22 protein-coding genes and 1 tRNA gene are annotated in these 21,596 nt (G+C 57.0%); 3 read left to right on the forward strand and 20 right to left on the reverse strand.

Annotated elements, in window-relative coordinates:
• From ACR0DK_RS12470 to ACR0DK_RS12505, 8 genes are read right to left on the reverse strand one after another with little or no spacing between them, the layout of a single operon-like run.
• The gene (locus ACR0DK_RS12470; RefSeq protein ID WP_480736388.1) at positions 1 to 411 is read right to left on the reverse strand and encodes a Rid family hydrolase; all 411 of its coding nucleotides are present in this window, start codon (positions 409 to 411) and stop codon (positions 1 to 3) included.
• Positions 408 to 1,589, reverse strand: a complete 1,182-nt coding sequence (locus ACR0DK_RS12475) for a malate dehydrogenase (protein ID WP_480736390.1) — start codon at positions 1,587 to 1,589, stop codon at positions 408 to 410. Before ACR0DK_RS12475 ends, ACR0DK_RS12470 begins: the two co-directional genes overlap by 4 nt.
• Positions 1,589 to 2,212, reverse strand: coding sequence for a BMC domain-containing protein (locus ACR0DK_RS12480; RefSeq protein WP_170393272.1), 624 nt, complete (start codon positions 2,210 to 2,212; stop codon positions 1,589 to 1,591). Before ACR0DK_RS12480 ends, ACR0DK_RS12475 begins: the two co-directional genes overlap by 1 nt.
• Positions 2,209 to 3,588, reverse strand: coding sequence for an aldehyde dehydrogenase family protein (locus ACR0DK_RS12485; RefSeq protein WP_223118138.1), 1,380 nt, complete (start codon positions 3,586 to 3,588; stop codon positions 2,209 to 2,211). Before ACR0DK_RS12485 ends, ACR0DK_RS12480 begins: the two co-directional genes overlap by 4 nt.
• The gene (locus tag ACR0DK_RS12490; RefSeq protein ID WP_480736393.1) at positions 3,588 to 4,772 is read right to left on the reverse strand and encodes a hypothetical protein; all 1,185 of its coding nucleotides are present in this window, start codon (positions 4,770 to 4,772) and stop codon (positions 3,588 to 3,590) included. Before ACR0DK_RS12490 ends, ACR0DK_RS12485 begins: the two co-directional genes overlap by 1 nt.
• Before the next feature lie 23 nt (positions 4,773 to 4,795).
• Positions 4,796 to 5,104, reverse strand: a complete 309-nt coding sequence (locus tag ACR0DK_RS12495; RefSeq protein ID WP_170393275.1) for a BMC domain-containing protein — start codon at positions 5,102 to 5,104, stop codon at positions 4,796 to 4,798.
• Positions 5,105 to 5,147: 43 nt separating this feature from the next.
• Positions 5,148 to 5,414, reverse strand: a complete 267-nt coding sequence (locus tag ACR0DK_RS12500) for a EutN/CcmL family microcompartment protein (protein WP_170393276.1) — start codon at positions 5,412 to 5,414, stop codon at positions 5,148 to 5,150.
• The gene (locus ACR0DK_RS12505; RefSeq protein WP_170405351.1) at positions 5,414 to 6,706 is read right to left on the reverse strand and encodes a glutamine synthetase family protein; all 1,293 of its coding nucleotides are present in this window, start codon (positions 6,704 to 6,706) and stop codon (positions 5,414 to 5,416) included. The genes ACR0DK_RS12500 and ACR0DK_RS12505 overlap by 1 nt, the downstream gene beginning before the upstream one ends.
• A gap of 92 nt (positions 6,707 to 6,798) precedes the next feature.
• On the opposite strand from ACR0DK_RS12505, the gene ACR0DK_RS12510 reads away from it, so the two are divergent.
• A complete protein-coding gene (locus ACR0DK_RS12510; RefSeq protein WP_170393278.1) occupies positions 6,799 to 7,938 on the forward strand; it encodes an FAD-dependent oxidoreductase in 1,140 nt (379 codons plus the stop codon).
• Here ACR0DK_RS12510 and ACR0DK_RS12515 read toward each other — a convergent pair.
• From ACR0DK_RS12515 to ACR0DK_RS12535, 5 genes are all read right to left on the reverse strand, one after another.
• Positions 7,935 to 8,285: a hypothetical protein gene (locus tag ACR0DK_RS12515; RefSeq protein ID WP_480736396.1), complete on the reverse strand. Its 351-nt coding sequence runs from the start codon at positions 8,283 to 8,285 to the stop codon at positions 7,935 to 7,937. The two genes, ACR0DK_RS12510 and ACR0DK_RS12515, sit on opposite strands and share 4 nt — an antisense overlap.
• 89 nt (positions 8,286 to 8,374) lie before the next feature.
• Positions 8,375 to 9,019, reverse strand: a complete 645-nt coding sequence (locus ACR0DK_RS12520; RefSeq protein ID WP_480736398.1) for a type 1 glutamine amidotransferase — start codon at positions 9,017 to 9,019, stop codon at positions 8,375 to 8,377.
• A gap of 50 nt (positions 9,020 to 9,069) precedes the next feature.
• Positions 9,070 to 10,494: an FMN-binding glutamate synthase family protein gene (locus tag ACR0DK_RS12525; RefSeq protein WP_480736399.1), complete on the reverse strand. Its 1,425-nt coding sequence runs from the start codon at positions 10,492 to 10,494 to the stop codon at positions 9,070 to 9,072.
• The gene (locus ACR0DK_RS12530; protein WP_480736401.1) at positions 10,479 to 11,192 is read right to left on the reverse strand and encodes a GltB/FmdC/FwdC-like GXGXG domain-containing protein; all 714 of its coding nucleotides are present in this window, start codon (positions 11,190 to 11,192) and stop codon (positions 10,479 to 10,481) included. The genes ACR0DK_RS12525 and ACR0DK_RS12530 overlap by 16 nt, the downstream gene beginning before the upstream one ends.
• A complete protein-coding gene (locus tag ACR0DK_RS12535) occupies positions 11,189 to 12,133 on the reverse strand; it encodes a class II glutamine amidotransferase domain-containing protein (RefSeq protein WP_170421277.1) in 945 nt (314 codons plus the stop codon). Before ACR0DK_RS12535 ends, ACR0DK_RS12530 begins: the two co-directional genes overlap by 4 nt.
• A gap of 128 nt (positions 12,134 to 12,261) precedes the next feature.
• Between ACR0DK_RS12535 and ACR0DK_RS12540 the strand changes: the two genes are divergently transcribed.
• Positions 12,262 to 12,933 carry a GntR family transcriptional regulator gene (locus ACR0DK_RS12540; protein WP_170405336.1) on the forward strand — a complete coding sequence of 224 codons (672 nt, stop codon included), beginning with the start codon at positions 12,262 to 12,264 and terminating at the stop codon, positions 12,931 to 12,933.
• A gap of 57 nt (positions 12,934 to 12,990) precedes the next feature.
• Here the strand turns inward: ACR0DK_RS12540 and ACR0DK_RS12545 are convergent, their stop codons facing one another.
• The gene (locus ACR0DK_RS12545) at positions 12,991 to 14,298 is read right to left on the reverse strand and encodes a serine hydroxymethyltransferase (RefSeq protein WP_223118143.1); all 1,308 of its coding nucleotides are present in this window, start codon (positions 14,296 to 14,298) and stop codon (positions 12,991 to 12,993) included.
• A gap of 96 nt (positions 14,299 to 14,394) precedes the next feature.
• On the opposite strand from ACR0DK_RS12545, the gene ACR0DK_RS12550 reads away from it, so the two are divergent.
• Positions 14,395 to 15,273, forward strand: a complete 879-nt coding sequence (locus ACR0DK_RS12550) for a LysR family transcriptional regulator (RefSeq protein WP_480736404.1) — start codon at positions 14,395 to 14,397, stop codon at positions 15,271 to 15,273.
• A gap of 107 nt (positions 15,274 to 15,380) precedes the next feature.
• Here ACR0DK_RS12550 and ACR0DK_RS12555 read toward each other — a convergent pair.
• From ACR0DK_RS12555 to ACR0DK_RS12580, 6 genes are all read right to left on the reverse strand, one after another.
• Positions 15,381 to 15,470: transfer RNA gene (locus ACR0DK_RS12555), tRNA-Ser, on the reverse strand.
• A 64-nt stretch (positions 15,471 to 15,534) separates the two neighbouring features.
• On the reverse strand, positions 15,535 to 16,362 hold the full coding sequence (locus ACR0DK_RS12560) for an exonuclease/endonuclease/phosphatase family protein (protein ID WP_170732004.1): 828 nt from the start codon (positions 16,360 to 16,362) through the stop codon (positions 15,535 to 15,537).
• Positions 16,363 to 16,449: 87 nt separating this feature from the next.
• Positions 16,450 to 18,903, reverse strand: a complete 2,454-nt coding sequence (locus ACR0DK_RS12565) for a DUF3772 domain-containing protein (protein WP_480736406.1) — start codon at positions 18,901 to 18,903, stop codon at positions 16,450 to 16,452.
• Complete coding sequence (locus ACR0DK_RS12570; protein ID WP_170393289.1) at positions 18,903 to 19,937, reverse strand: cysteine synthase A; 1,035 nt, start codon at positions 19,935 to 19,937, stop codon at positions 18,903 to 18,905. The genes ACR0DK_RS12565 and ACR0DK_RS12570 overlap by 1 nt, the downstream gene beginning before the upstream one ends.
• A 66-nt stretch (positions 19,938 to 20,003) precedes the next feature.
• The gene (locus tag ACR0DK_RS12575; RefSeq protein WP_170393290.1) at positions 20,004 to 21,122 is read right to left on the reverse strand and encodes an NUDIX domain-containing protein; all 1,119 of its coding nucleotides are present in this window, start codon (positions 21,120 to 21,122) and stop codon (positions 20,004 to 20,006) included.
• Between the two features lie 29 nt (positions 21,123 to 21,151).
• Positions 21,152 to 21,592 (reverse strand): TrgA family protein, encoded by a 441-nt coding sequence (locus tag ACR0DK_RS12580; protein WP_170405320.1) that lies wholly within the window; start codon positions 21,590 to 21,592, stop codon positions 21,152 to 21,154.
• Positions 21,593 to 21,596 lie beyond the last annotated feature (4 nt).

A 21,596-nucleotide genomic window follows, 5' to 3' on the forward strand; every position in this document is an offset into this window, starting at 1 on the left:
TCAGATTCCGCTGATTTCGCCGTTTACGTCGTGAATTACCGCATCCACATCTATTTCCACCGTCAATCCAGGCTGCGTAAGCCCCGCTTGAACGGCTGTCAGAACCGGATCGATATCTTTGAATACCTCTCCGTGAACGCTCGCGAATTCACCCGCGCGCGACAGATCGGTCAGATACGCGCGGACCCGGCCTACATGGCGCATCTCGGCACCGACGGCCTTAAGCGCCTCTTCTATACGGGACAGAATGTATTTTGTCTGGGCTCCCACATCTCCTGGCGCATGAATACGCCCGCTGGGTTCGATCGCTGTGGTCCCTGCGACCCAAACGAAGGGACCGATGCGCTTTGCGCGGGAATAAGACGCAACTTCTTCGAACCGCCCGCCTGACGTCCAGATGCGGAGGGTCACAGGCCTAACCTCGACCGGATGGCATCCGCCGCTTTCTGCAAGGCTGCTTGTTCTTGATCGGTCAGCCGCAACTCCTCGACTTCGACCAACCCGGAAGACCCCAGATGGGCAGGAACACCAAGCACAACCCCATCGATGCCATATTCCCCCTGCAACATGACCGAGACCGGAACCGGGCCGGTGCGTGCGCCCCGGATATGGTCGATCAACTCGATCGACGCGTGCGCCGGTGCTATGGTTGCGGAACCGGATTTCTTCAGGGCAACTACCTGCCCACCGCCGGTCACGGCGTCCTGAACGCAAGCCTCAATCTGATCAGGCGATAAAAACACATCCAATGCCCTGCCCTTAATTTTGGCCCGGCTTGGGATTGGCGCCATCTCGTCCCCGTGGCTTCCGAGCGTGAAGGCCTCGACATCAGCGGGCGCTACTCCCGCAGCCATAGCAAGGGCGTTGCGAAACCGGCTGCTGTCCAGAGTACCGGCCATGCCCAGCACTCTTTCACGAGGGAACCCGGTTGCGCGCAGCATTTCTACGGTCATTTCGTCAAGCGGATTGGTCACCACGATGACGATGGAATCAGGCGCAGCGGAGCGTATGGCCTCAGCGGCCTGGCGGATCACGCGCGCATTCACGTCGATCAGATCCGCGCGGCTCATACCCGGACGCCGGGCACGGCCTGCGGTTACCACGACCACCTCAGCCCCTGACACAAGGTCCAGCGACTCGCCACCAACACATCGTGCCCGTGCGCCGGTAATGCCTGACGTGTGGTTCAGATCCAACGCCGTAGCAGCGGCCATTCCGGGCGCAATATCGATCAGCGCGATCTCATCCGCGATATCCTGCATCGCCGCCAGATGCGCCACATTGCCCCCGACGCCCCCTGCCCCGATCATGGCAAGTTTGCCAAGCCTTCGGGCCTTGCGTTTCGAACGCACCGGAGCAACCCATTTGGGCGAGCGGCGATACAACACACGCTGCATTGAAATAGCAGCGTCTGTACGCGTTGATTGTGGCTTTTCCAGCGGTCCGTCGACAAGCTTTATGCCAACACGCTCGGCAGTTTCGCGTGCCAAGGCCGTCACGATATCGTCGGGAAGGACTTCAAACACGATCCGACCGCGACGGCGGGCATCTTCGACCGCCTCTGAACCTATGACGCGCGGCGCTGCCATCAGTTGGCTTGCCCGTCCACCGCCTCTATCGCGCGGGTTGCGGCCTCGACGGCGGTCTTGACCGAGTTTTCAGACCCCGAGATGAACAGGCGGCCAAACCGCCCCACGGCGCGCACTTCGACAATATCGATCTCTGCCGCCTTCTCCGCTTCATTCGCGGCAATCGAGATATAGGCTGCCGGGGCACATTCGACGATGCCCAGCGTCTGCCCTGGAACGATCAGAGCCCCTTTGCGCCATTTGTTCAGCAGTTGCGCCTGATAGGGTTCGACGCTGGTGATAATCTGCGTGGAACTGATCGCCGGTTTCAACCGGTCAGACATTGTTGCGCCGAGCTCGGCCAGCATCGCATCGCGCGCGGCGGACACCTCCGCATTCGACGGAGACCGCAGGATAAAGAACCCGAACTCGCGCTCGACCATTTGTGTTGTCGCCTCAACCGAAGATGCCTTGAGCGCCCGGTCGATCAGCGAGAATACTCCGTTACCCGGCGCAAACTCTCCGATCAAAACCGTATCCCCGGACAAGGGCACCGACCCTTGCACCGTCGCACCGTTATAGGCGGCGAATTTTGGTTGCAGGTTGTCGATCTGCATCAGCGCCCGGATAGTAATCTCGCTCATGCGCCATACTCCTCGTAAATGTCGCGCCAGGGTCTGCTTTCATAGGCTACCCGTTTGATGTTGATGAGATGCAGGGCCGTCACATTGTCCGAAGTGATCGAACCTGACCACGTGCCGGTGCCCAGCATGAAGGATGGTTCCAGATCAGTCGAATATCCCATACCGCCCATGATGCCCGGTGTATTCACCAGTACCCGACCCGTCGGCACGGTGGCAAAACGGGCCACGATCTCAGGGTCGTCCGAATGGATGACCGAGGAATGACCCCAGCCTTCGAACTTGGCGATGGATTGTGCCAGCTCGATCCCATGGTCTGTGGATTTCGCCGCGTAGAACGCCAGAACGGGGTTCAGCTTTTCTGCAGACAGCGGGCGCTGCCAACCTACTTCAGTTTCTTCCGAAACAAGGCACCGGGTGCGTGGTGGGATGGAAAAACCGGCAGCATCCGCCAGCGCCTGCGGGCTTTGCCCCACCTTCTCAGGGTCCATGGCCTGCACGCCTTTGAAGATCACCCCGGCAAGTCGATCCGCTTCGGCCGGTGTGCAGAAATAGGCACCTTTCAATTTAAGCTCGTGGCGCAAATCACGTGCGATCTCGGGATCAGCGACGACGGCCTGCTCACTGACGCAGGCGGTCCCGTAGTCAAAGCTCTTCGAAGTCACGATCATCTCGGCGACTTCCGCCAGATCGCGTGCTTTCGACTTGTGTACGTAACACGGCACGTTGCCCGCACCGACCGCGAGCGTGGGTTTGCCGCTGGAATACGCCGCTTTGACCATGGCAGGACCACCGGTTGCCATCACAACCGAGGTACGGCGGTGTTTCATCAACTCGGCTGTGCCCTGAATTGTCACGGAATCCAGACATTGGATTAGACCCGTGGGCGCACCCATTTGCTCTGCCACGCGCGCCATAATTCGCACCGTTTCGATGCCACAACTCACGCCACGTGGATGCGGCGCGCACACGATCGCATTGCCTGCCTTCACCGCAGAAAGCACTTTGTAGATGATCGTTGAAGTGGGGTTCGTCACCGGGATCAGAGCTGCCACAACGCCCATCGGTTCACCGAAGGCTGCGATCTTTGTCGCATCATCGCGCCAAAGCAATCCCAGCGTTGTCACATCTCTTAGATAATCCGCGACTGAAAGCGCGTTGAACAGGTTCTTGACGCGCTTGTCCGGCACATTCCCATATCCGGTTTCCTCGACGGCCATTTGCCCCAGCCGTTCGGCCTCGGGCTCGATGGCGCGCGCCATGGCGTCGACTATTGCGTCTACCTGCGCCGGGTCGGTGCCCAAAAAGGCGCGATAAGCCTCGAAAGCGCTATCTGCGGCACGCCGTGCGGCGGCGATTGATTTCAGATCTGCATCCATCAAGAAGCTCCGGTGACGATGGTGTCAAAGATACGGCGCGCTTGAACAACGTCGCCCGCTGAAACCCCTATGGCTTCGAGGCGCCGTCCGGCGGCAGCCACATCCGCCCCCAAAATTCGATCGGACATCGCGATCAGGCTGTTCGTCAACGGGCTCGGGATACCCGCAAGCTCACCCGCTGAGACCAAAGGTACAAGCGAGCCCAACACGCCATCCCGCATCATACCGCGCGACGTTTGCTGATCCGGGATCGGACGCGCGCCCGAGCCACGTTCGGCGCCGGCAAAGGTGGCTATCCACTGCCCTGTCTCCGGCAGGTTGCGAACTCCAAACGCAGCAGCAATGCGTCGCCGTTCGTCTGCAAGACCCTGAATGACCTCTGCCTGGTCTGGACCAATCAGAGACACAAAGGTCTGGTTATCCTCAAGCGGAACACCACCCATTGGAATGTCAGGACCACCTGTCCCCATTGCGGCACCGCCGAGGATCAGCGCAGGTATCTCGACTGCGGCCGACAGATCGTTGAAGCCGCACGACAAAACCGAGTCGACCGCCTGAACGTTGGACAAATAGGCGGACACGGCGTCCAGAACTTCTTCCCGACCGCGCGGCAAGGTTGCCGCAGCCATCGGTGCCGCCTGCGAAAGCGTCAAAGCTGCGCCCTCGGAACGGAACCAGTATGGCAGACCCTGAACCTCGACCAGCGTGACGTCCGCCGCGCAGCCTCCGATCCGCAATAGCCACGCTGTTTCCACAGCCCCCAGGGATCGTCCTGGCGCAAGGACCAAGATTTGCCCGTCGTTGAGGTGATCGGCCAGCACCATCGCATACGTGCGCTGTTTGTGAAGCGGTCCGGTCAGGAATATCACCTGTGCATCGCGCACCGCTGCATCCAGCTCAGCGGTTGTGCGCACCGACGGCCCATCCCGATCGACTTGATAGGTCCCGACCGGACCTTCACCGCGAAGCGAGATGCCCGAGGACTGGGCCAACAGCGACAGTTCGGCCCCATAGGCCGAAAACAAGGTGACTTCAGCCCCTTCGGCAAGGCAAAGAGCGGCCAACAGGCGTGCATCAGCCCCGCCGCCCAATACCGATATCCGGTCGAGCTTGGGATGTTCAGGTGCACCCCGGGTTGAGCCACGTGTCGCTGCACGTGTGAATTCCTCGAAACCGGCTGACATAGCGTCTCCTCAAGACAGACGGATTAAGCCGCAGAGCCAGCACCAAGGCTGTCGATTATGGCCTCAAGTTCATCATGTGGGCGCGCGATCACGTGGACGGATACGACTTCACCCACTTTGTTTGCCGCTGTCGCACCGGCATCCGCGGCGGCTTTGACTGCGCCGACTTCACCACGCACAAGGGTGGTGACTAGGCCTCCGCCAGCCTTGGTTTGGCCGACAATCGAAACGCTGGCCGCCTTGACCATCGCATCTGCCGCTTCGATCGCGCCGACCAGTCCGCGCGTTTCGATCATGCCCAGGGCCATTTGCCCCGCCACTGGTTTCGCCATTTTTCGTTCCTCCAAAGAAATTTAGATGTTTGGTGTTCTTGGTTCAGGTTGTGGACACGCGATCCACAATCGCGATGATCGCCAGATCGACGGGCGCGGTGGACAGACCGGCGGCCATACGCGCCGCCGAGCCGTTGACCAGCAGAACCGTATCCCCCACCCCGGCACCGCAGGTGTCGACGGCGACCCGCGCCGGTTCGATCACCTTGCCTTTGCTATCGACCAAATCCGTCACCAGCAGTTTCGTACCGACCAGTTTTGCGTCTTTGGCCGTGGCTGTGACGGTCCCGGCGACCTTGCCCAAATGCATCAGAAGGTCCTCAGGTAACGGTCCAACTCAACCGGAGTGACCTGTTGATTGAAGAATTCAAGCTCGCGCTCGGCCTGTTGCAATACCAACTCCCACAGCATTTCGCCCATGAGATCGCGAAGCCATTCGGATCCTCGCGCCAGTTCGATCGCCGTTGGCAAGTCGGTCGGGATCGGATCGCCGATCCCTTCTTCGTAACCGTTGCCGGTTGTCGGCTCTGACGGAGCCAGGCCCTGCTCGATCCCGTCCAGCCCCGCTGCAATCTCGGCCGCCAGCAGAAGGTAGGGATTGGCATCTGCACCAGCGTCACGTTTTTCTACGCGCACCGCGCTGTCGGATCCTTCAATGACCCGAATACCAACGGTCCGGTTGTCATAACCCCAGCTCGTGTTGATCGGGCAGAAAGTATAAGGCTGACGGCGTCGATAACCATTGACGGTGCCACTGCCACAGATTGCCGTTTCGCACATGCGTTGTTGCAGCCCGGCGATGAAGGATTTGCCGGTATCGTTTATCTTGCCGTTATCGGCAAAGACATTCTTGCCGTCTTTCCAAAGCGAGTAGTGTGTGTGGAAGCCGTTGCCGGACTGATCGAAGAACGGTTTTGGCATGAAGGTTGCCAGATAGCCGTGGGCGATGCCCAGCTGGCGGATCAGCGACTTAAACAAGACGACACGATCTGCCGCTGCCAGCGCTTCGCCGTAACGGATATTTACCTCAATCTGACCCGCAGCGTATTCGGGGTTCGATTGCTCGATTGGAATACCGCACTCGTTGATCTGTTGGCGGATCGGCCCAACGATGTGCTCCATCCGCGCAGCACGGCCCAGACCGTAGACCTGGATCCCGCTATCGCGCGGCTGTCCGGTCTCCGGATCCAGTAGATAGAATTCAAGTTCAGTACCGACATTGACCTCGAACCCCATTTCGCGGGCCCGTTCAACTTGACGCACCAACGCCTGACGCGGATCGATCGGAACAGGCTTGTGATCCATACCTTCCGCCCGACCAAAGCAAACAGCGACGCCTGGCTCCCACGGCACAGCGACGGGCTGGGTCATTGGGAAGACGTGCATATCGGGGTAGCCGTTGTCGAAATTGACATAAGGCGTATCCCAGACGTCGCACGTCATATCGATCGCCATCAATGCAATCGACAGCGCATTGCCGCTTTTGCAGACGTGGTCCCAGTGGCTGGCCGGAATGCGCTTGCCACGCATGATGCCGTTGAGGTCACCCACACCAAGTATGACGGTGTGCGTGCCTTCGGGCAGATCAAATCCCGAACTCATTGATGCGCTCTCCCTGTTTTTTGGCTTTATAATTGTTGTATTCTGTATACAGTATTCACAAAGACAATCGATAAACAAGGAAAATCTGCATCATGTCCAAGAACTCGGTCATCGTTGTCGGAGGCGGCATCGTCGGCGTCATGACGGCGCTTACACTGCAACGACGTGGTGAGGCAGTGACTTTGATAGATCGCTGGGAACCGGGACATTCCCGTGCATCTTCAACGGATTACAACCGTGTCATCCGTGCGATTTCCGGGCGGGATGAGTTCTATACACGTTGGGCCCGCGAAAGCCGCCTGCGCTGGCTGGAACTGCAAGCCGAGAGCGGCCAGAACCTGATGTATGAATGCGGTGCGCTGATTCTTGCAACAGGCGGTCATTGCGACTGGGAGAACGCCACAGCCGAAACCTTCGACCGCGTTGGTGTGCCCTACTACAAGTTCGGGCGGCAGGACATCGAATCGCGATTTCCGCAGTTTCGCGTTCCTGACATCGAATACGCCCTGTTCGAACCCGAAGCCGGAATGTTGATGGCGCATCGCTGCGTCCTGACCGGGCTTGAGCTGTTTCGTCGAGCGGGCGGGATCGTACAGCGCGGTCGCGTGACCACCGATGGATCAGAGCGCCCAATGCTGGATGGAAAGCCGCTTGAGGCTGATCTTATCATTGTCTCAACCGGCCCCTGGATGGCGGACATGTTCCCCAGGACGATCAAGCCGATATCGACGGTGGTTGGTGTGAATGTCCTCTATACCTCAACGCCAGATGGGTCCGAGGAGTTCGATATGAGCCGAATGCCCTGCTGGATCGATCATGGTCAAGGCTCATTCGGGCTGCCCTCCTCCGAGGGTTCAGGCGTGAAAGCCGCGGTCGTAATTCCGGACAAGATCGACCTAGACAATGACGAAAGGCTGATCCGGCAGGAAACGCTGGGACGCACTCGCAGCTACATCCGTCATCGTCTTCCGGGCCTTGAGGGTGAGCGGGTCGTGGATTCCAAATTCAACCAAATCATCCTGACGCCAGACACGCACTTTATTGTCGACTGGCACCCCGAGCATGAAAACGTGCTGTTCGCCGGAGGCTGCTCGGGACATCTGTTCAAACACGCGCCGGTTTTTGCAGAATTTGCGGCAGGTGTTGGAATGAAGGATTTCGGAACGGCTGATCGTTTCAAGATCACTGGTCGAAGAAAACTGAGCCCAAAAGAAAGTCCAAGCGGGCGTTAACCTTCTGAAAGCGCCGCATAGAGTCCTGAATTCGGGCACTTTTCCTGAGGCAGGCGAACGCCTGATCGAATTGCATCTCGGCAGGTCTTTGCTTGGCGACAATGTCCACATTTTTCCGCCAACTCAAGGCCAAGCTCAGGATGGGCATTAAGATCATCTTCACTCAGGCCAAACTGACTAGCCATCGAGAGTATACGCTCTCGCGCGTTGGGCGCGCCAGAGCGCAACATGGCCAAGTCAGCGCGGGACAGGCCGAGATCCGATAGCTCCAGATCGCTGATACTTCCCTCGCGTGGAGCATTCACAATCTGCGCAATCCTCTCAAAGAAATCCTTGTATCCCGTCATTGCCAAATCTCCCAACCGATTGCGTATACAGTATACAAAATGCGGCTTGGCTGGACTTGATTAGGATCAAGAGCCGTTCGCTCAAACGCTTATTGTTCAGGGACGTATGCACCGCGAAAAAGCTCTACTGCTTGAAGCGCTGCAATATCGTCCGGCACCTTTGCCGCGTTGATCGAGGACATCCCATCATCCGCCTCCGTAGCTGACAAAAGCACCTCTCGACCTTTGGTGAACAGATCGCGCAAGTGATGCGCCTTGTATTCGGGATGAAACTGAACAGAGCGGGCAGGAAAATCATAATCCAGTGCACCAACTGGACAGTGGCCCGCTGATCCGGTCACCCGAGCCGAGTCCGGAATGCTTGTTACCTGATCCTTATGCCAGACATATGCATCCACGCTATCTCCGCCATAGTCGAAGGGCCGTGCGCCAACGACATTGCCTACCTCGGCTTTCTCGGCCTGACCACCATAGACGTCAGCCATGATCTGATGACCGAAACAGATACCAAAGACTGGTTTTCGGATTTCTCGACAACGGTCCAGGAAGGCACGTAGCGGCTGCATCCAATCCGTGTCATCATAAACGCCAAATTCAGATCCGCCGACTATAGCACCGTCGAAATCGCTCTCGTCCGGGAGCGGTTCTCCATCAACAACCCCGACTACTACGAACTCGGCTTCCGGTAGGTGTGGGGCGATCCACTCCTGTATCTGCTGTGAAGTCCGCGGCATTCCCTCCAACAATGGCAGCGGGTGGCTAGTCAACTCAAGAACTGCGATTTTCACCAGTCAAAAACCCTGTCAATTCCAGCCATTTTCACCCCAGTGAAAGCTGACGCTTGAAAGCTAAGCGCACGCAAGTCTTCGGTTTCCAGATTGTGTACCGAGGACTTTCCGCAGGCTTTCGCAAGCGCTGTAATCTCCATGGTCATGGCCGTCAGATAGCGCGCAATGCGCTCTGCACCTGCATTCGGGTTCATACGAGCTTCGAGACTTTCATCCTGCGTCGCAATCCCGACCGGGCAGCGACCTGTGTGACAATGGTGGCAGGCACCGGGGGATGTTCCCAAGGCCGAGTAATCTTCGAGATAGCGCGGACTGTTGCACCCTAGCGCAACCATGGCCGCGTTGCCGATCATCACAGCGTCAGCACCGAGGGCCAGACACTTCGCCGCGTCCACACCGGACCGAATGCCACCGGCAGCGACCAGAGAGACTTTGCCGGTCATGCCGCATTCGTCTAATGCTTCACGCGCAGCGCGAATGGCGCTCATCGTCGGGATACCGGTATGGTTTAACAACAACTCCGGAGACGCGCCGGTACCACCTTCGGCACCATCAACTACTACAACATCAGCACCCGCTTTGGCGGCAACTGCCACGTCAAACCGGGGACGTGTCGCACCCATCTTGATGAAGATCGGCACCTGATAGTTGGTGGCGATGCGCAATTCTTCAATCTTCACTGCCAAATCATCAGCGCCGAGAAAATCGGGATGGCGGATCGTAGATCGCTGATCCACACCTTCGGGCAAAGTTCGCATCTGGCTGACGCGCGGGCTGACCTTCATGCCCAGCAGCAGACCCCCGGTTCCGGGTTTCGCACCCTGCCCCACGACAAGTTCCAAGGCATCCGCGCGGCGCAGATGATCCAGATCCACACCATACCGCGCGGGTGACATCTGATAGAGCAGGCGTTGGGAGGCTTCGCGCTCCTCTTCCAGCATGCCACCCTCACCCGTGCAAGTCATGGTTCCTACTTTCGAGGCCCCATAACCCAGCGATGCCTTGGCCGATGCCGACAAAGCACCAAAGGACATTGAAGCGATGTAGATCGGGATCTTCAATTCAAGCGGGCGCTCCACAAGGCCGCGCCCTCCACCCAGAACGGTCGTCGTATCGCAATTCTCGCGATAGCCTTCCAGCGGCAGGCGGGTCATCGTTGCAGGAACGAATGTCAGATCATCAAAGGTCGGCAATTGCTTGTTGAACGTGTTGTATCCACGCACTTGATAGCGCCCAAGCTGCGCCAGCGCGTGAACTTCCGAGATCGCCTCGGGTGTCCAGCGGGTCGATCCTCCTTCGTCATACGACGAAGGAACGCCAGCCGGGCGGCCGTCGATCGCTCCCGCATCGCGGAACCTGATTTCCTCTTCCGAGGCAACGTCGAACGGATATTCGTAAGGTTTACTCAGATCATGAGCCATGCGCTTGCGTCCCTGCTTTCAAAATACCAAAGACGCTGGCCCGAAACCATTTTGCGCCAATTTCGCGAACTGTCGACAAGCCCGAGCGGGTCGAGGATCGCATCGACCTCGGCCACTTCTTCAGCAGTCGGTTCGATCACGTCGACATCCACACCCAGGCTGTCGACCTCGCCAGCTACCCAGACTTCGCCTTCCCAAAGCGCATCAGCACAGGATTCACCCGCACCGCCAAGCGCTATGATCCGACCGGAATGCGCCATGAAGCCGGACTGATAGCCAATCTTTCCTTCGACGACGATGTTTCCACCTTTCATCGCAACGCCGACCCTTGGGCCCGCATCGCCTTTGACATGGATCGTGCCGCCGATCATCGCAGCACCACAGGACATACCGGCATAGCCACCGACAGTGATGTGCCCTTTGGCCATACCTTCGCCAACGGCCCACCCACAATTGCGCTCAATTGTGATGTTCGCCCCGGTGTTGAGGCCGCCGCAGTAGTACCCCACAGAGCCCTCAAATGTGATATCCACATTGTCTGGCAGACCCACGCCCAAATTATGACGAGACAGCGTATCTACCACGCGGATCGGCCGACCCATTGTGCAGGCTTCCATTATCTCACGATTGACCTCGCGGATATGTCGCTTGCCGACTTCGATGACGATCTCATCCATCTTTGCAGCCATCTCATTCATGCCGCCAAACTCCGGTTTCCGACGCCCCAGATACCGGTCAGCGACGGGCCGTCGTAGTTGATCACATCGCATTCCTCGGTCATCACCCGGCGGACCGCTTGTTCTTCGGTCGCAGCCGCCAGATCGCCATTGCGGTTGACGACGACCAGAGGCTTCATTGCAAATCGGTCTTTGGCAAACCCAATCCCGTTTGGCGTTGCGATCATATAGGTAAACACACCATCGATAGAGGTAATGGACTTCTTTAGCGCCTGCTCCATGGTCAGGCCCGCCTTCATCTGGTCGCTGACCCAGACGGCAATCAACTCGCTGTCATTCTCAGTCAAGAACCGATAACCCATTCGGGTCAGCTTATCGCGCCAAGTGAAGTAATCGGTGATCTGCCCGTTATGTACGATCGCGACATCCGAAAATGGGCGCGCCCAGAACGGATGCGATGCGTTAGGCAATACCGAACTTTCCGTCGCAAGCCGCGCATGCCCCAGCCCATGTGTTCCTATCATATCGCGAACGCCGTGCTTTTCTGCCACGGCTTCGGCACCACCAATATCCTTGATGATCTCAAGACTGCGGCCGCAGGATTGAACTTCAATGCGGTCTGTCAGCTCATCCGCGTCCGCGACCCAGGCTTGAAGATTCCTTGGGTCTGAAATTTCCATCCGAAAGCAATAGTGACGACTTTGGTCCGTTACGATTTGGGGGTCAGACAGAAAGCTGCTTCCGTGTTCACGCAATATCGTTTCAAACGCGGAGAGATCCGCATCCTGTTGAGACTTGTCGAATCCCATTCCGCGTAAAACGTATCCGGTTTCTCGTGGCAACCCATAAACGGCGAAGCCAGTGCTGTCGGCGCCTCGATGTTCCTGCGCATCCATCAGGTCAACAAGATCCGCCCCAACCTTCCCGGGCGCGGCCAGTATTCTACCAGCAATTCCACACATGAAGAGCTCCCTGTTCATTCTTTCCTGTATACTGTATACAGTACACGAACAATAGCAACCCCATTCGCCTTGGCAGCAGTTGTTTTATTGAATACAGAATTCATGAAGGACAGAAAGAGAGGCTCCGAGTGGCTCTGAAACAAATCAAAACACAACGCAGACGCCTGGCGGACGAGGTCTATGATCAACTGGTCGAAGCCATCATGAGTCGCGAGATCACCGGTGAAGATCGGCTGGTGCAGGAAAAGCTGGCCGCCGAGTTGAACATCAGCAGGACGCCTGTACGTGAAGCGCTCATGCGGTTGGAGACTGAAGGCGTGTTGGAAGTGGCCGCCAGCGGCGGATTTCGATTGGCGCGCATGGACCAGACCGAGGTGCGGCAACTATACCAGGCACGTGCCGCGATCGAAGGACAAGCCGCGCGCATACTTGCGGTACACGCAGAACCAGAGGTGCTGGATCGATTGCGTGAACTCATTCGTCGCGAAGAAGATCTGAGCCAGCCAACGACCCGAGACTATTTTATCGCAAACCGACGCATTCATCGTGCCTTCATGGTTGAGGCGGGCAACAAATTTCTTATCGATATGTTCGATATGATCTGGGGCAAAGCGATGGCGTTCCATCTGTTTTCAGCGATTGAGAATGTTGATATCTCCAAATCGCTCGGAAACCACCTGACGCTAGTTGACGCGATAGCGACGGGTGATGTCACCGAAGCGCTGGAAACTTTCACCAGCCACATTCAGGAAGGTTTCGACCTTCAGATCGAAGGTCTGAAAGAAGCGGATAACGGTTAAACCGCGTTTCTGAGCGAGCGGCCAATCAGGGCCTTTGCCTGATTGGCCGCAGCTTGTTCAAATCACAAAATGCAGCCTGTCGAACTCAGCGCGCCATCCAGATACCTCGGTTAGAACGGATTCACCGCTCAAGCCACGTCGGATCAGTTCCGCCAGACGCTCTGCATCTCCTGCTGTCATACCCCACCGGACCAGCTCGGGCGTGCCGATCCGTAGGCCATTCATGTCGCCTTCCACCGGCTCAACTGGCAATCCGATGCCACATGCCAGAAACCCGGATTTACGAAGCAGTTTGGAGGCAGTCTGACCGCCACCATACGGCGCTGCCAGTACCGCGAATTGATGAGAATTGGTGAAACCCTCTCCACCCGCGAAGACCGGAACACCTTGCGCATCCAACGCGGCAGCAAGTGCTTTGGACATCGCAATCATCTCATCTGCATAGGCTGAGCCGAACTCTTTCCAATCCAGCATGGTGACGGCAAGTGCAGCCGTTTTTGCGGCATCAAAGTTGGCTGTCATACCGGGGAAAGCAATTGCATCCAGCGCCTTGGCGATTTCTGCATCGTTCGACACAATCAGACCCCCGGCCGGTCCGCCCAGGCTTTTGTAGGTACTCATGGTCATGAAATGCGCACCCTCCTTCAGCGGGTTGCACCACGCACGCCCTGCGATGATGCCGCACTGATGGGCGGCGTCGAACATGACCTTTGCGCCAATTTCATCTGCTATGGCACGCACCTCGGCCACAGGATGCTCAAACAGGTTCAGACTGCCGCCTATCGTGATTAGCTTGGGGCATTCGGTCTTCGCCAATGCCCTCAACCGGTCCAAATCAACGGTATACCCATCCGCATTGACGGGGGCCTCAATAGTGCGCAGACCAAACAGCCCCGCACACCCCGCCAAATGATGAGTCACATGGCCACCAATCGATGCTGGCGGAGCGATTATCGCATCACCGGGTTTGCAGGTCGCCATAAAACCATAGAGGTTGGCAATTGCGCCCGAAGGCACGCGAACCTCGGCGAACTGCGCATCAAAGACATCGGCACATAGTTCTGCGGCGATAACTTCGATCTCTTCGATCGCCTCCAGTCCCATTTCATATTTGTCACCGGGGTATCCCAGCGATGGCCTGGATCCAATGCCCGAAGACAATAGCGCCTCGGCCCTCGGGTTCATGACATTTGTCGCCGGGTTGAGATTGAAGCACTCTTTTTCGTGAATGCGCCGGTTTTCGTCCGCCAGATGCTCGATCCGGACCAGTAGATCGCCAGACGACGTCGAGGCGGCCTTTGTCGCGATATCCTGAATCAGGGTTTCGCTTGCGGCAGGCACCCAGTCTCTTTGTACAAGTGTCATCTGACATCCTCCTGTTTTTTGCAGTTTGGCGGCTTTCGCGTGACACCGCAAAGCAGAATTGTTATTTCTTGGCGTAGAAAAACTAAGGCTAGATCGATGAGTGTCGCCCCCAAACGCCCCAAGGGACCTCCGCTGAATGCAATGAGGGCGTTCGAGGCCGCGGCGCGGCATGTCAGCTTTGTCGCGGCGGCGGAAGAGTTGAACGTCTCACCGGGGGCGATCTCGCAACATGTAAAGGCGTTGGAGGGTTGGGCAGGTGCGCCGCTGTTTCGCCGCAACGCGCAAGGGGTTGAACTGACGCCCCAAGGTCAATCACTTGTCGCGGTCTTCACCACAGCCTTTGATCAGATGGGCGATGCCGCTCGGGCCCTTCGGAACCTCAAGCCAAATGCCGATTTTCACATCGCCGCCTTGCCTGCTGTTGCCCAACTCTGGTTGCCCAAACGATTGCGCCGGATCAGAGAGTGTTTTCCGCATATCAATTTTTCGGTCACGGCGCTGGAAACACCACCCAGCCTGTCGCGTGAGATGTTCGATTTGGCGATCTTCTTCGCGACCTTGGACGAAGCACCTGACCAAATTGTGCTGTGCGAGGATGAAACCCAACCGGTTTGCGCGCCTGCTCTGCTGGATCGGGTGACCGGCAACAACGGGTTTCAAGGCACTCCCTTGTTGCACGATCAGACGTGGAGCAGCGATTGGTCCACATGGTCGCGAAGCACAGGTTGTGAGGTCCCAGATGTCAAAACTGGTCCGCAGTTTTCGCTCTACAGCCTTGCCGTGGAAGAGGCCAAGGCCGCAGCTGGCGTGCTAATGGGGCACCTATGCTTACTCGAAGAGCCATTGAAATCTGGTGTACTCGTAACGGCCCACGCGCAATCCTGCCCGACAGGGCGTGCTCTAGCGGTTCAAGTGCCGGTGGCATCGCGACGAAGACCCGAGACCGATCAAGTCATCGCCTTGTTGTCAGATTGATTCAAATCTCATCAATCCGGTGCATTGTGCACGACGCTTCACATTGAAAGCCGTGCACAAAACAGTCTCGCATAGACCGCAAGGCAACTCAGATTTCATGGGGCATATGGCGGAGAGACAGGGATTCGAACCCTGGAGACGGTTTCCCGCCTACACACTTTCCAGGCGTGCGCCTTCGACCACTCGGCCACCTCTCCGGTAGAGGTGACTTATGCGAATTTCTGAACCGAGCGCAAGGCCCCTTTCGCAAAAATGGACGGGTCAGAAAATACGAAAGCTGGCAACAAATGGCAGATGATCCGACACCTCATCCTTGAACGCCTCGCGCCCCATATTCATGGTCCAGTGCATTGGAAACAGCCGCAGGCTGCCACGGACATAATCGGTGGAATAGGTGCGTGATACGGCAAAACCGTCCAGTAAATTGGCGCGACCCCTATCCAGAATATGCGAAAATCGGTCTTGCAGATCCCAGCACGAAACAAAGTCCATCATGTCATCCCCACCAAGATGGTGGAAGTTGCTAACGTCCTGACCGGGGATCATGTTGAAGTCGCCCATCAGCAGAATCGTGCGTTGAGTCAGACCGGGGGTCGAGCGGATTTCAGCGATCTTATCACCGATGATCTTGCATTGGCTGTCACGTATCTGCTGCTCGGGCCGGTCTCGTCCGGATTTAAGATGCACAGCGATCAGCTTGGCCTTGAATTTGCCGACCTCGACATCGGCGATCAGGGCCTGACGTCCGCCGGGATCGTCACCTTCCGAGCCGTCGATCAGCTGCAAACCTGTCACCGAGACCCCCGGTTTGTGCAGAAACCCGATATGGATATTGCCGTTGGGCTGCGGCAGGATCTTGACCTGATAGTCCAGCCCCTTATCGGCCAGACCCAAGGCAAGCCGATCAATATGTTCGATGGGGCTGACCTCGACCAGAGTGATCAGTTCGGCGTCCAGCAGGGCCAGCCCTTCGATTTGATGGGTGACTCGGTCACTGCTGGCTGGAATACCCAGACTTGTGTTCACCGGATTGAAGCCGGCCAGATTCCAGACGGCAATACGCGCGAGGCTGTGTGAAAATGTAACCATCAAAATTCCTCCTGCAAATGACTTCAGACTACATCAAAATGAAACAGTCCGATAACCATTTGCGGGAAAATGCCGATCGCATCACGCTCAGTGGTTGTCGCCCTCGCCGTCCTGATCCCCTGCCGCGTCCAGATCGTCCGCTGTCATGTCCACTGGTTTTGTCGATGGCGCATGGGGTGATAGGTCGTCATCCACGGCAGAAGCATCATTGGACGGATCGGACTGACCCGTCAGCACCTCAGGGTTACGGAGCCACAGGTCTCGCTGCGCAAACGGGATCTCGATGCCTTCCTCAACGAACCGGCGATTGATCTCGTGGTTCATGTCGGATTTGACAGACAGCACCCAATTCACATCCCGCAGGATTGCGCGGATTTCGAAATCCAACGAGTCTGCACCGAAGCCCTGGAACACTACGCTGGGCGCGGGATTGGCCAGAACCATCGGGTGCCCGTTTGCGATCTCGCCCAGAATAGTTTCGACCTTGCGGGTATCGGTACCATAGGCGACGCCTACAGGCACGATCACTCGGCCAATCGTATTGCCCCGGGTGTAATTCGTAACCACCCCACTGATCAGGTCCGAGTTCGGAACGATCACATCCGTCCGGTCGAACGTCTCGATCCGCGTCGACCGGACTGAGATATCGCGCACATATCCCATCATGCCGTTCACATCGATCCAGTCACCTTTGGAGATAGGACGCTCAACCAGCAGGATGATCCCTGAGACAAAATTCGATACGATGGTCTGAAGACCGAAACCGATGCCGACCGACAAAGCACCCGCCACGATCGCAAGCGAGGACAGGTCAAAACCGGCAACCATGATGGCGATCAGTGCCGCTAGAAAAATTCCGACATATCCGGTACCCGACACGATGGCATTCTGCCCGCCGGGATCAATGCTGGTCTTCGGCAGCAGTGAATTGCGCAGCCCGCTTTGCAGCAAACGGGTCAGCGTATATCCAATGGCGAAAATGGCAACGAACGTCAGGAAGTTACTGGGTGAAATCGTAACCCCGCCAATATCGAACCCCAGCAACAATCGCGACCAAGCTTCAAGCAGGTCCGTCTGGCGCGCGCCCCAGTAAAGCGCCAATATCGGCAACGCCAGAATGGCAAGCGCGAACCCGACCAGAACCGAAAACAGTGAATCGCGCGCGGCGTCGCCCTGCCCTGAAAGCCAGCCATATACCGTACCAATAAATCGCTGCACGATCACCAGTGCTGCAATCAGAACCAGCGTTTTGATGGCAGGAAATACGATAGCTTCGGCAGCGTTAATGTATCCGAAGGCCCCCAAGATCGGAGTCGCAATCCCAAGCATGAACAAGGCGCGCCGCAAGAACTCGACCAATTGGCTGAACCCTGCGCCACGGCGGGTAGCTTCCTGGTCCGTCTGTTCTTGCTGAGGCTCTGATTGGCGGACCTGACGCACACGCAGCAGAAGAAGGGCAGACACCACAACGATCGGGAAGCCAACAACGGCGCGGGTCGCGTCAGAGATATTCTCGATCTGCTCGAACAATTGCGCCAGCTCGTGCAAAATAAGCATGACCGCCAACAGGTCTATATAAACCCGCAATTCTCTGATTTTGCCTGCGGACAGTCTTTGGAAGTTCTGCGCCGCTCCCATCAGATAGACCTGCCGGCCGATCCAATCAAAATAGAAGATAATCGCGGCCCAATAGGGAATTTGCTGGAACAAAAGTGTACCGCGCAGGCCCAGCACGCCAGTTAGCACGACAGCGGTGACAAACGCCAACACGCCCAACCAAGGCAATAGAATGCGCAACAGCGAGACAATAAAGGTCCAGACCCCGCTGCCGCTACCTCCTAGCGAGCGGAGATATTCGCCGCCTTTCTCGGACCATTTGCGCCCAAACAGCAATAGAACTGCTGAAACAACCAACAGCACGAGAATGCCAAGACCGCGCTCGCGGATTTGTTCGCGCACCACATCAGAGCGCAAGTTTTCGATGGTTTCGTTAATAAGACTGTGCGTCGCCTCTTTGATGTCGACCCAGGCTGGTCCCCAATAGACGGGGTTGAGCGGCGACGGCCCGCGTTTCAGCATCTCTTTCTTTTGTCTGTCCCGGACGATCCGATCAATTTCGCTGATCAGCCCATTCGCGCGACTGAAAGCCTCTTCCGAGATGATGCGGGGAACACGCAAACTGTTCAACTGGGTTTCGAGTTGCGCGCGCAGCTTGGCAATGTCTTCGGCCTCGCTTTCCCCGTCAGCCGGCTTTGGGCCAAGCGCCTTGAGTTGGCTTTCCAGCGTCTGAATACGATCGGTGTTGGCACCTCGGGCTTTGTTAAAGTCTTCGCGATACTCATTTATTTCCGAACGCAAATTCTCTAATGCTGCGTTGGATGCACGGTTCGCGCGAATAACAGATTCCGCCCGGTCCGCCGTGCTGACCCAGCCCTGATAATACTCGCTTTGCCGATCAGTAAGTTGGGCAGAGGCGATTCCGCCCAAACCAATCAAGCAGAATAGCACCAGAACCAGACACAGGCGGACCTGTTGCAGCATCACACGTCCTCAAACACGCCAGGAATACTGCGCGGCGCATCGGTCATCCAATCGGGCACGGGAAGTTCCTTTTCACGCAGGAATTCAGGATTGAACAGTTTGGATTGATAGCGGGTGCCGTAGTCACACAAAATCGTAACAATGGTGTGCCCTGGCCCCAGTTCTTTCGCCAAACGGACGGCACCGGCAATGTTGATCGCGGTTGACCCGCCCATCACCAGACCCTCTTCGCGCAGCAGATCGAAGATATAGGGCAGCGCTTCGCTATCGGTAATCTGCCAGGAATGGTCGGGTGTGAACCCTTCGAGGTTCTTGGTAATCCGCACCTGTCCGATACCTTCTGCGATAGAACCACCCTCCATCGCGATCTCACCAGTGGTGTAGAAGGAATAGAGCCCCGCCCCCATCGGATCAGCCAAACCGATCTTGACACCCTTGGGCTGCAACGCTTCGGCCACCCCGGCCAGAGTACCACCCGATCCAACGGCACAGATGAAGCCATCGACTTTACCGCCGGTCTGCTCCCAGATTTCGGGACCAGTGGTTTCCACATGTGCCTGACGGTTGGCGACATTGTCGAACTGATTGGCCCAAATCGCGCCATTTGGTTCGGTTTGAGCCAATTGTTCGGCCAGACGGCGCGAATAGTGCACAAAGTTGTTGGGATTACGGTACGGCGCCGCAGGCACCTGCACAAGCTGAGCCCCCGCCAGGCGGAGCATATCCTTTTTCTCTTCGGATTGGGTTTCGGGAATGACGATCACCGTCTTGAACCCCATCGAGGCACCAACCAGCGCCAGACCGATGCCGGTATTCCCGGCCGTGCCCTCAACAATCGTGCCGCCAGGTTTCAGATCACCGCGCGCTATCGCATCGCGGATGATAAACAACGCAGCACGGTCTTTGACGGACTGACCCGGGTTCATGAATTCGGCCTTGCCGAGGATCTCGCATCCCGTTTCTTCGCTGACGCGACGCAGCCGGATCAAAGGTGTTTTACCGACGGCGTCGGCAAGGTCTCGTGCAATGCGCATGGCATCCTCTTGTAATATGGTATTGCAGCAGATTTACAGGTGCCCTGACGCGATCACAAGCAGGGATCACTTAGCGCGCAGTCGATCGCGGTTCCGCGCCAACCAATAAGCAAGAGTTAGAAGCGGCAGATCCTTGAAAACATGAGCATCTACCATGCTCATGAATTCATCAAACGGCAGAATTCTGCTGCGGATATCCTCACCTTCCGAAGCGAGGCCACCGCTTTCAACCGTACTAGTCAGATCCCCAAGACCGACATAGAGATAAACATATTCTGTTGACGATCCGCTGGATGAATAGGCACCACCTGCATATTCCAGTTGGTATAGTGAAATCTGCGCTTCTTCCATGGCCTCGCGGGTGGCCGCCTGCTGAGGTGTTTCGCCCGGGTCGATCATGCCAGCCACAGGCTCCCACATCCACGGCTCGGGGTCGTCGATCAAGAACACGGGCGCGCGAAATTGCTCTACCAGCAACACCGTGTCGCGCACCGGATCATAAGGCAGGACGATCACTGCAGACCCTTGCATCAACCCGCTGCGATGCAGCACCGGGCTCAGGGCGCCGTCATACTGACGATGCTGCAGTTCAATTTCATCCATCCCAAAATAGTTGACATAAGCGTGCTTGCGGTCATGAACGATCACGTCATCCGCAACGCTCCGCTCATCCCCCGTTCCACGTTGTCTTGCCGCTAATCTGGCCCAGGCGCGTGTTCTCATAGCTGGAAAGCTGCGCACGATGTCCGAGGCATCGACTCTTCCAAAATGGGCCATCACCTCGTCTGCCGCGAACACCGAAAGCGCACCCCAATCCCTGATCCAGGTTTCAAGATCCCACGGTGCGCCTTTTTTCCAAATGTCAGTATCCGGAAAGAACACCAAGGCCTGATGTTCTTTTCCATCCTCAGTCACGATTGTCTCCGGGCGCAGTTCATATTCGAACCCGCCTTCATAGAAGGCCAATCGACTACGCTCGACGTCACCTAGGCCCTGCACCAGAACGCCACTGGCCTTACTGCCCTTTTCGGTGACAATCATTGGAAAGGGTTGATCTTGAACCGCATATACGGCGTGATCGGGCAAAACAGCCTGCATCGCCGATAAATCGTCTGCGCTGCGACCCATGACGAGTTCCAGCAAAGAGACATGGCGCAGAGTGCCATAGAAAAACAGATTGGACAAAGTTGAGGCCCCGAATTGGCAGATCAGATTTAACGCCAGCGGCGAAAGGCAATTTCGGTAAGTATCCCGCTGAGAACAGCACCAAAACCCAGCGTAAGCAGGATTTCCGGTGCCAGAAGCTGTTCACCATAGCCAATCCCGATCTGAAAGATAGCAAGCAGAGCCTCAAACGGACCACCAAACCGATGGCGCATCGCCTGACTGAACATCTCGTAGGTGCCCTGAACGAACAGCCCCCAGAACACCAGCGCCGCAACACCGGTCAAACCGTTGTTGACGGCCGCGGTCCAGCCACGGCCAGCACGTTTACCCATGACAACCCAGCCGCAGATCCAACCCAGGATTATGTTCACGTAGGTGAAATAACCATAGTCCTTACCCTCTTCCCCGTTATCGATAATCATGCCCGACACAAGGAACGCGATCACCAGCAGACACAACGCGGCGACGAGACGTGAGGCTGTAGGCATTCGA

Source organism: Ruegeria sp. CE6 (assembly GCF_056537485.1).

Coding starts and splice junctions, on each gene's coding strand:
- ACR0DK_RS12475 (WP_480736390.1), bottom strand. CDS start 1,589: ATGGCAGCGCCGCGCGTCATAGGTTCAGAGGCGGTCGAAGATGCCCGC.
- ACR0DK_RS12480 (WP_170393272.1), bottom strand. CDS start 2,212: ATGAGCGAGATTACTATCCGGGCGCTGATGCAGATCGACAACCTGCAA.
- ACR0DK_RS12485 (WP_223118138.1), bottom strand. CDS start 3,588: ATGGATGCAGATCTGAAATCAATCGCCGCCGCACGGCGTGCCGCAGAT.
- ACR0DK_RS12490 (WP_480736393.1), bottom strand. CDS start 4,772: ATGTCAGCCGGTTTCGAGGAATTCACACGTGCAGCGACACGTGGCTCA.
- ACR0DK_RS12495 (WP_170393275.1), bottom strand. CDS start 5,104: ATGGCGAAACCAGTGGCGGGGCAAATGGCCCTGGGCATGATCGAAACG.
- ACR0DK_RS12500 (WP_170393276.1), bottom strand. CDS start 5,414: ATGCATTTGGGCAAGGTCGCCGGGACCGTCACAGCCACGGCCAAAGAC.
- ACR0DK_RS12505 (WP_170405351.1), bottom strand. CDS start 6,706: ATGAGTTCGGGATTTGATCTGCCCGAAGGCACGCACACCGTCATACTT.
- ACR0DK_RS12510 (WP_170393278.1), top strand. CDS start 6,799: ATGTCCAAGAACTCGGTCATCGTTGTCGGAGGCGGCATCGTCGGCGTC.
- ACR0DK_RS12515 (WP_480736396.1), bottom strand. CDS start 8,285: ATGACGGGATACAAGGATTTCTTTGAGAGGATTGCGCAGATTGTGAAT.
- ACR0DK_RS12520 (WP_480736398.1), bottom strand. CDS start 9,019: ATGCCGCGGACTTCACAGCAGATACAGGAGTGGATCGCCCCACACCTA.
- ACR0DK_RS12525 (WP_480736399.1), bottom strand. CDS start 10,494: ATGGCTCATGATCTGAGTAAACCTTACGAATATCCGTTCGACGTTGCC.
- ACR0DK_RS12530 (WP_480736401.1), bottom strand. CDS start 11,192: ATGAATGAGATGGCTGCAAAGATGGATGAGATCGTCATCGAAGTCGGC.
- ACR0DK_RS12535 (WP_170421277.1), bottom strand. CDS start 12,133: ATGTGTGGAATTGCTGGTAGAATACTGGCCGCGCCCGGGAAGGTTGGG.
- ACR0DK_RS12545 (WP_223118143.1), bottom strand. CDS start 14,298: ATGACACTTGTACAAAGAGACTGGGTGCCTGCCGCAAGCGAAACCCTG.
- ACR0DK_RS12550 (WP_480736404.1), top strand. CDS start 14,395: ATGAGTGTCGCCCCCAAACGCCCCAAGGGACCTCCGCTGAATGCAATG.
- ACR0DK_RS12560 (WP_170732004.1), bottom strand. CDS start 16,362: ATGGTTACATTTTCACACAGCCTCGCGCGTATTGCCGTCTGGAATCTG.
- ACR0DK_RS12565 (WP_480736406.1), bottom strand. CDS start 18,903: ATGCTGCAACAGGTCCGCCTGTGTCTGGTTCTGGTGCTATTCTGCTTG.
- ACR0DK_RS12570 (WP_170393289.1), bottom strand. CDS start 19,937: ATGCGCATTGCACGAGACCTTGCCGACGCCGTCGGTAAAACACCTTTG.
- ACR0DK_RS12580 (WP_170405320.1), bottom strand. CDS start 21,592: ATGCCTACAGCCTCACGTCTCGTCGCCGCGTTGTGTCTGCTGGTGATC.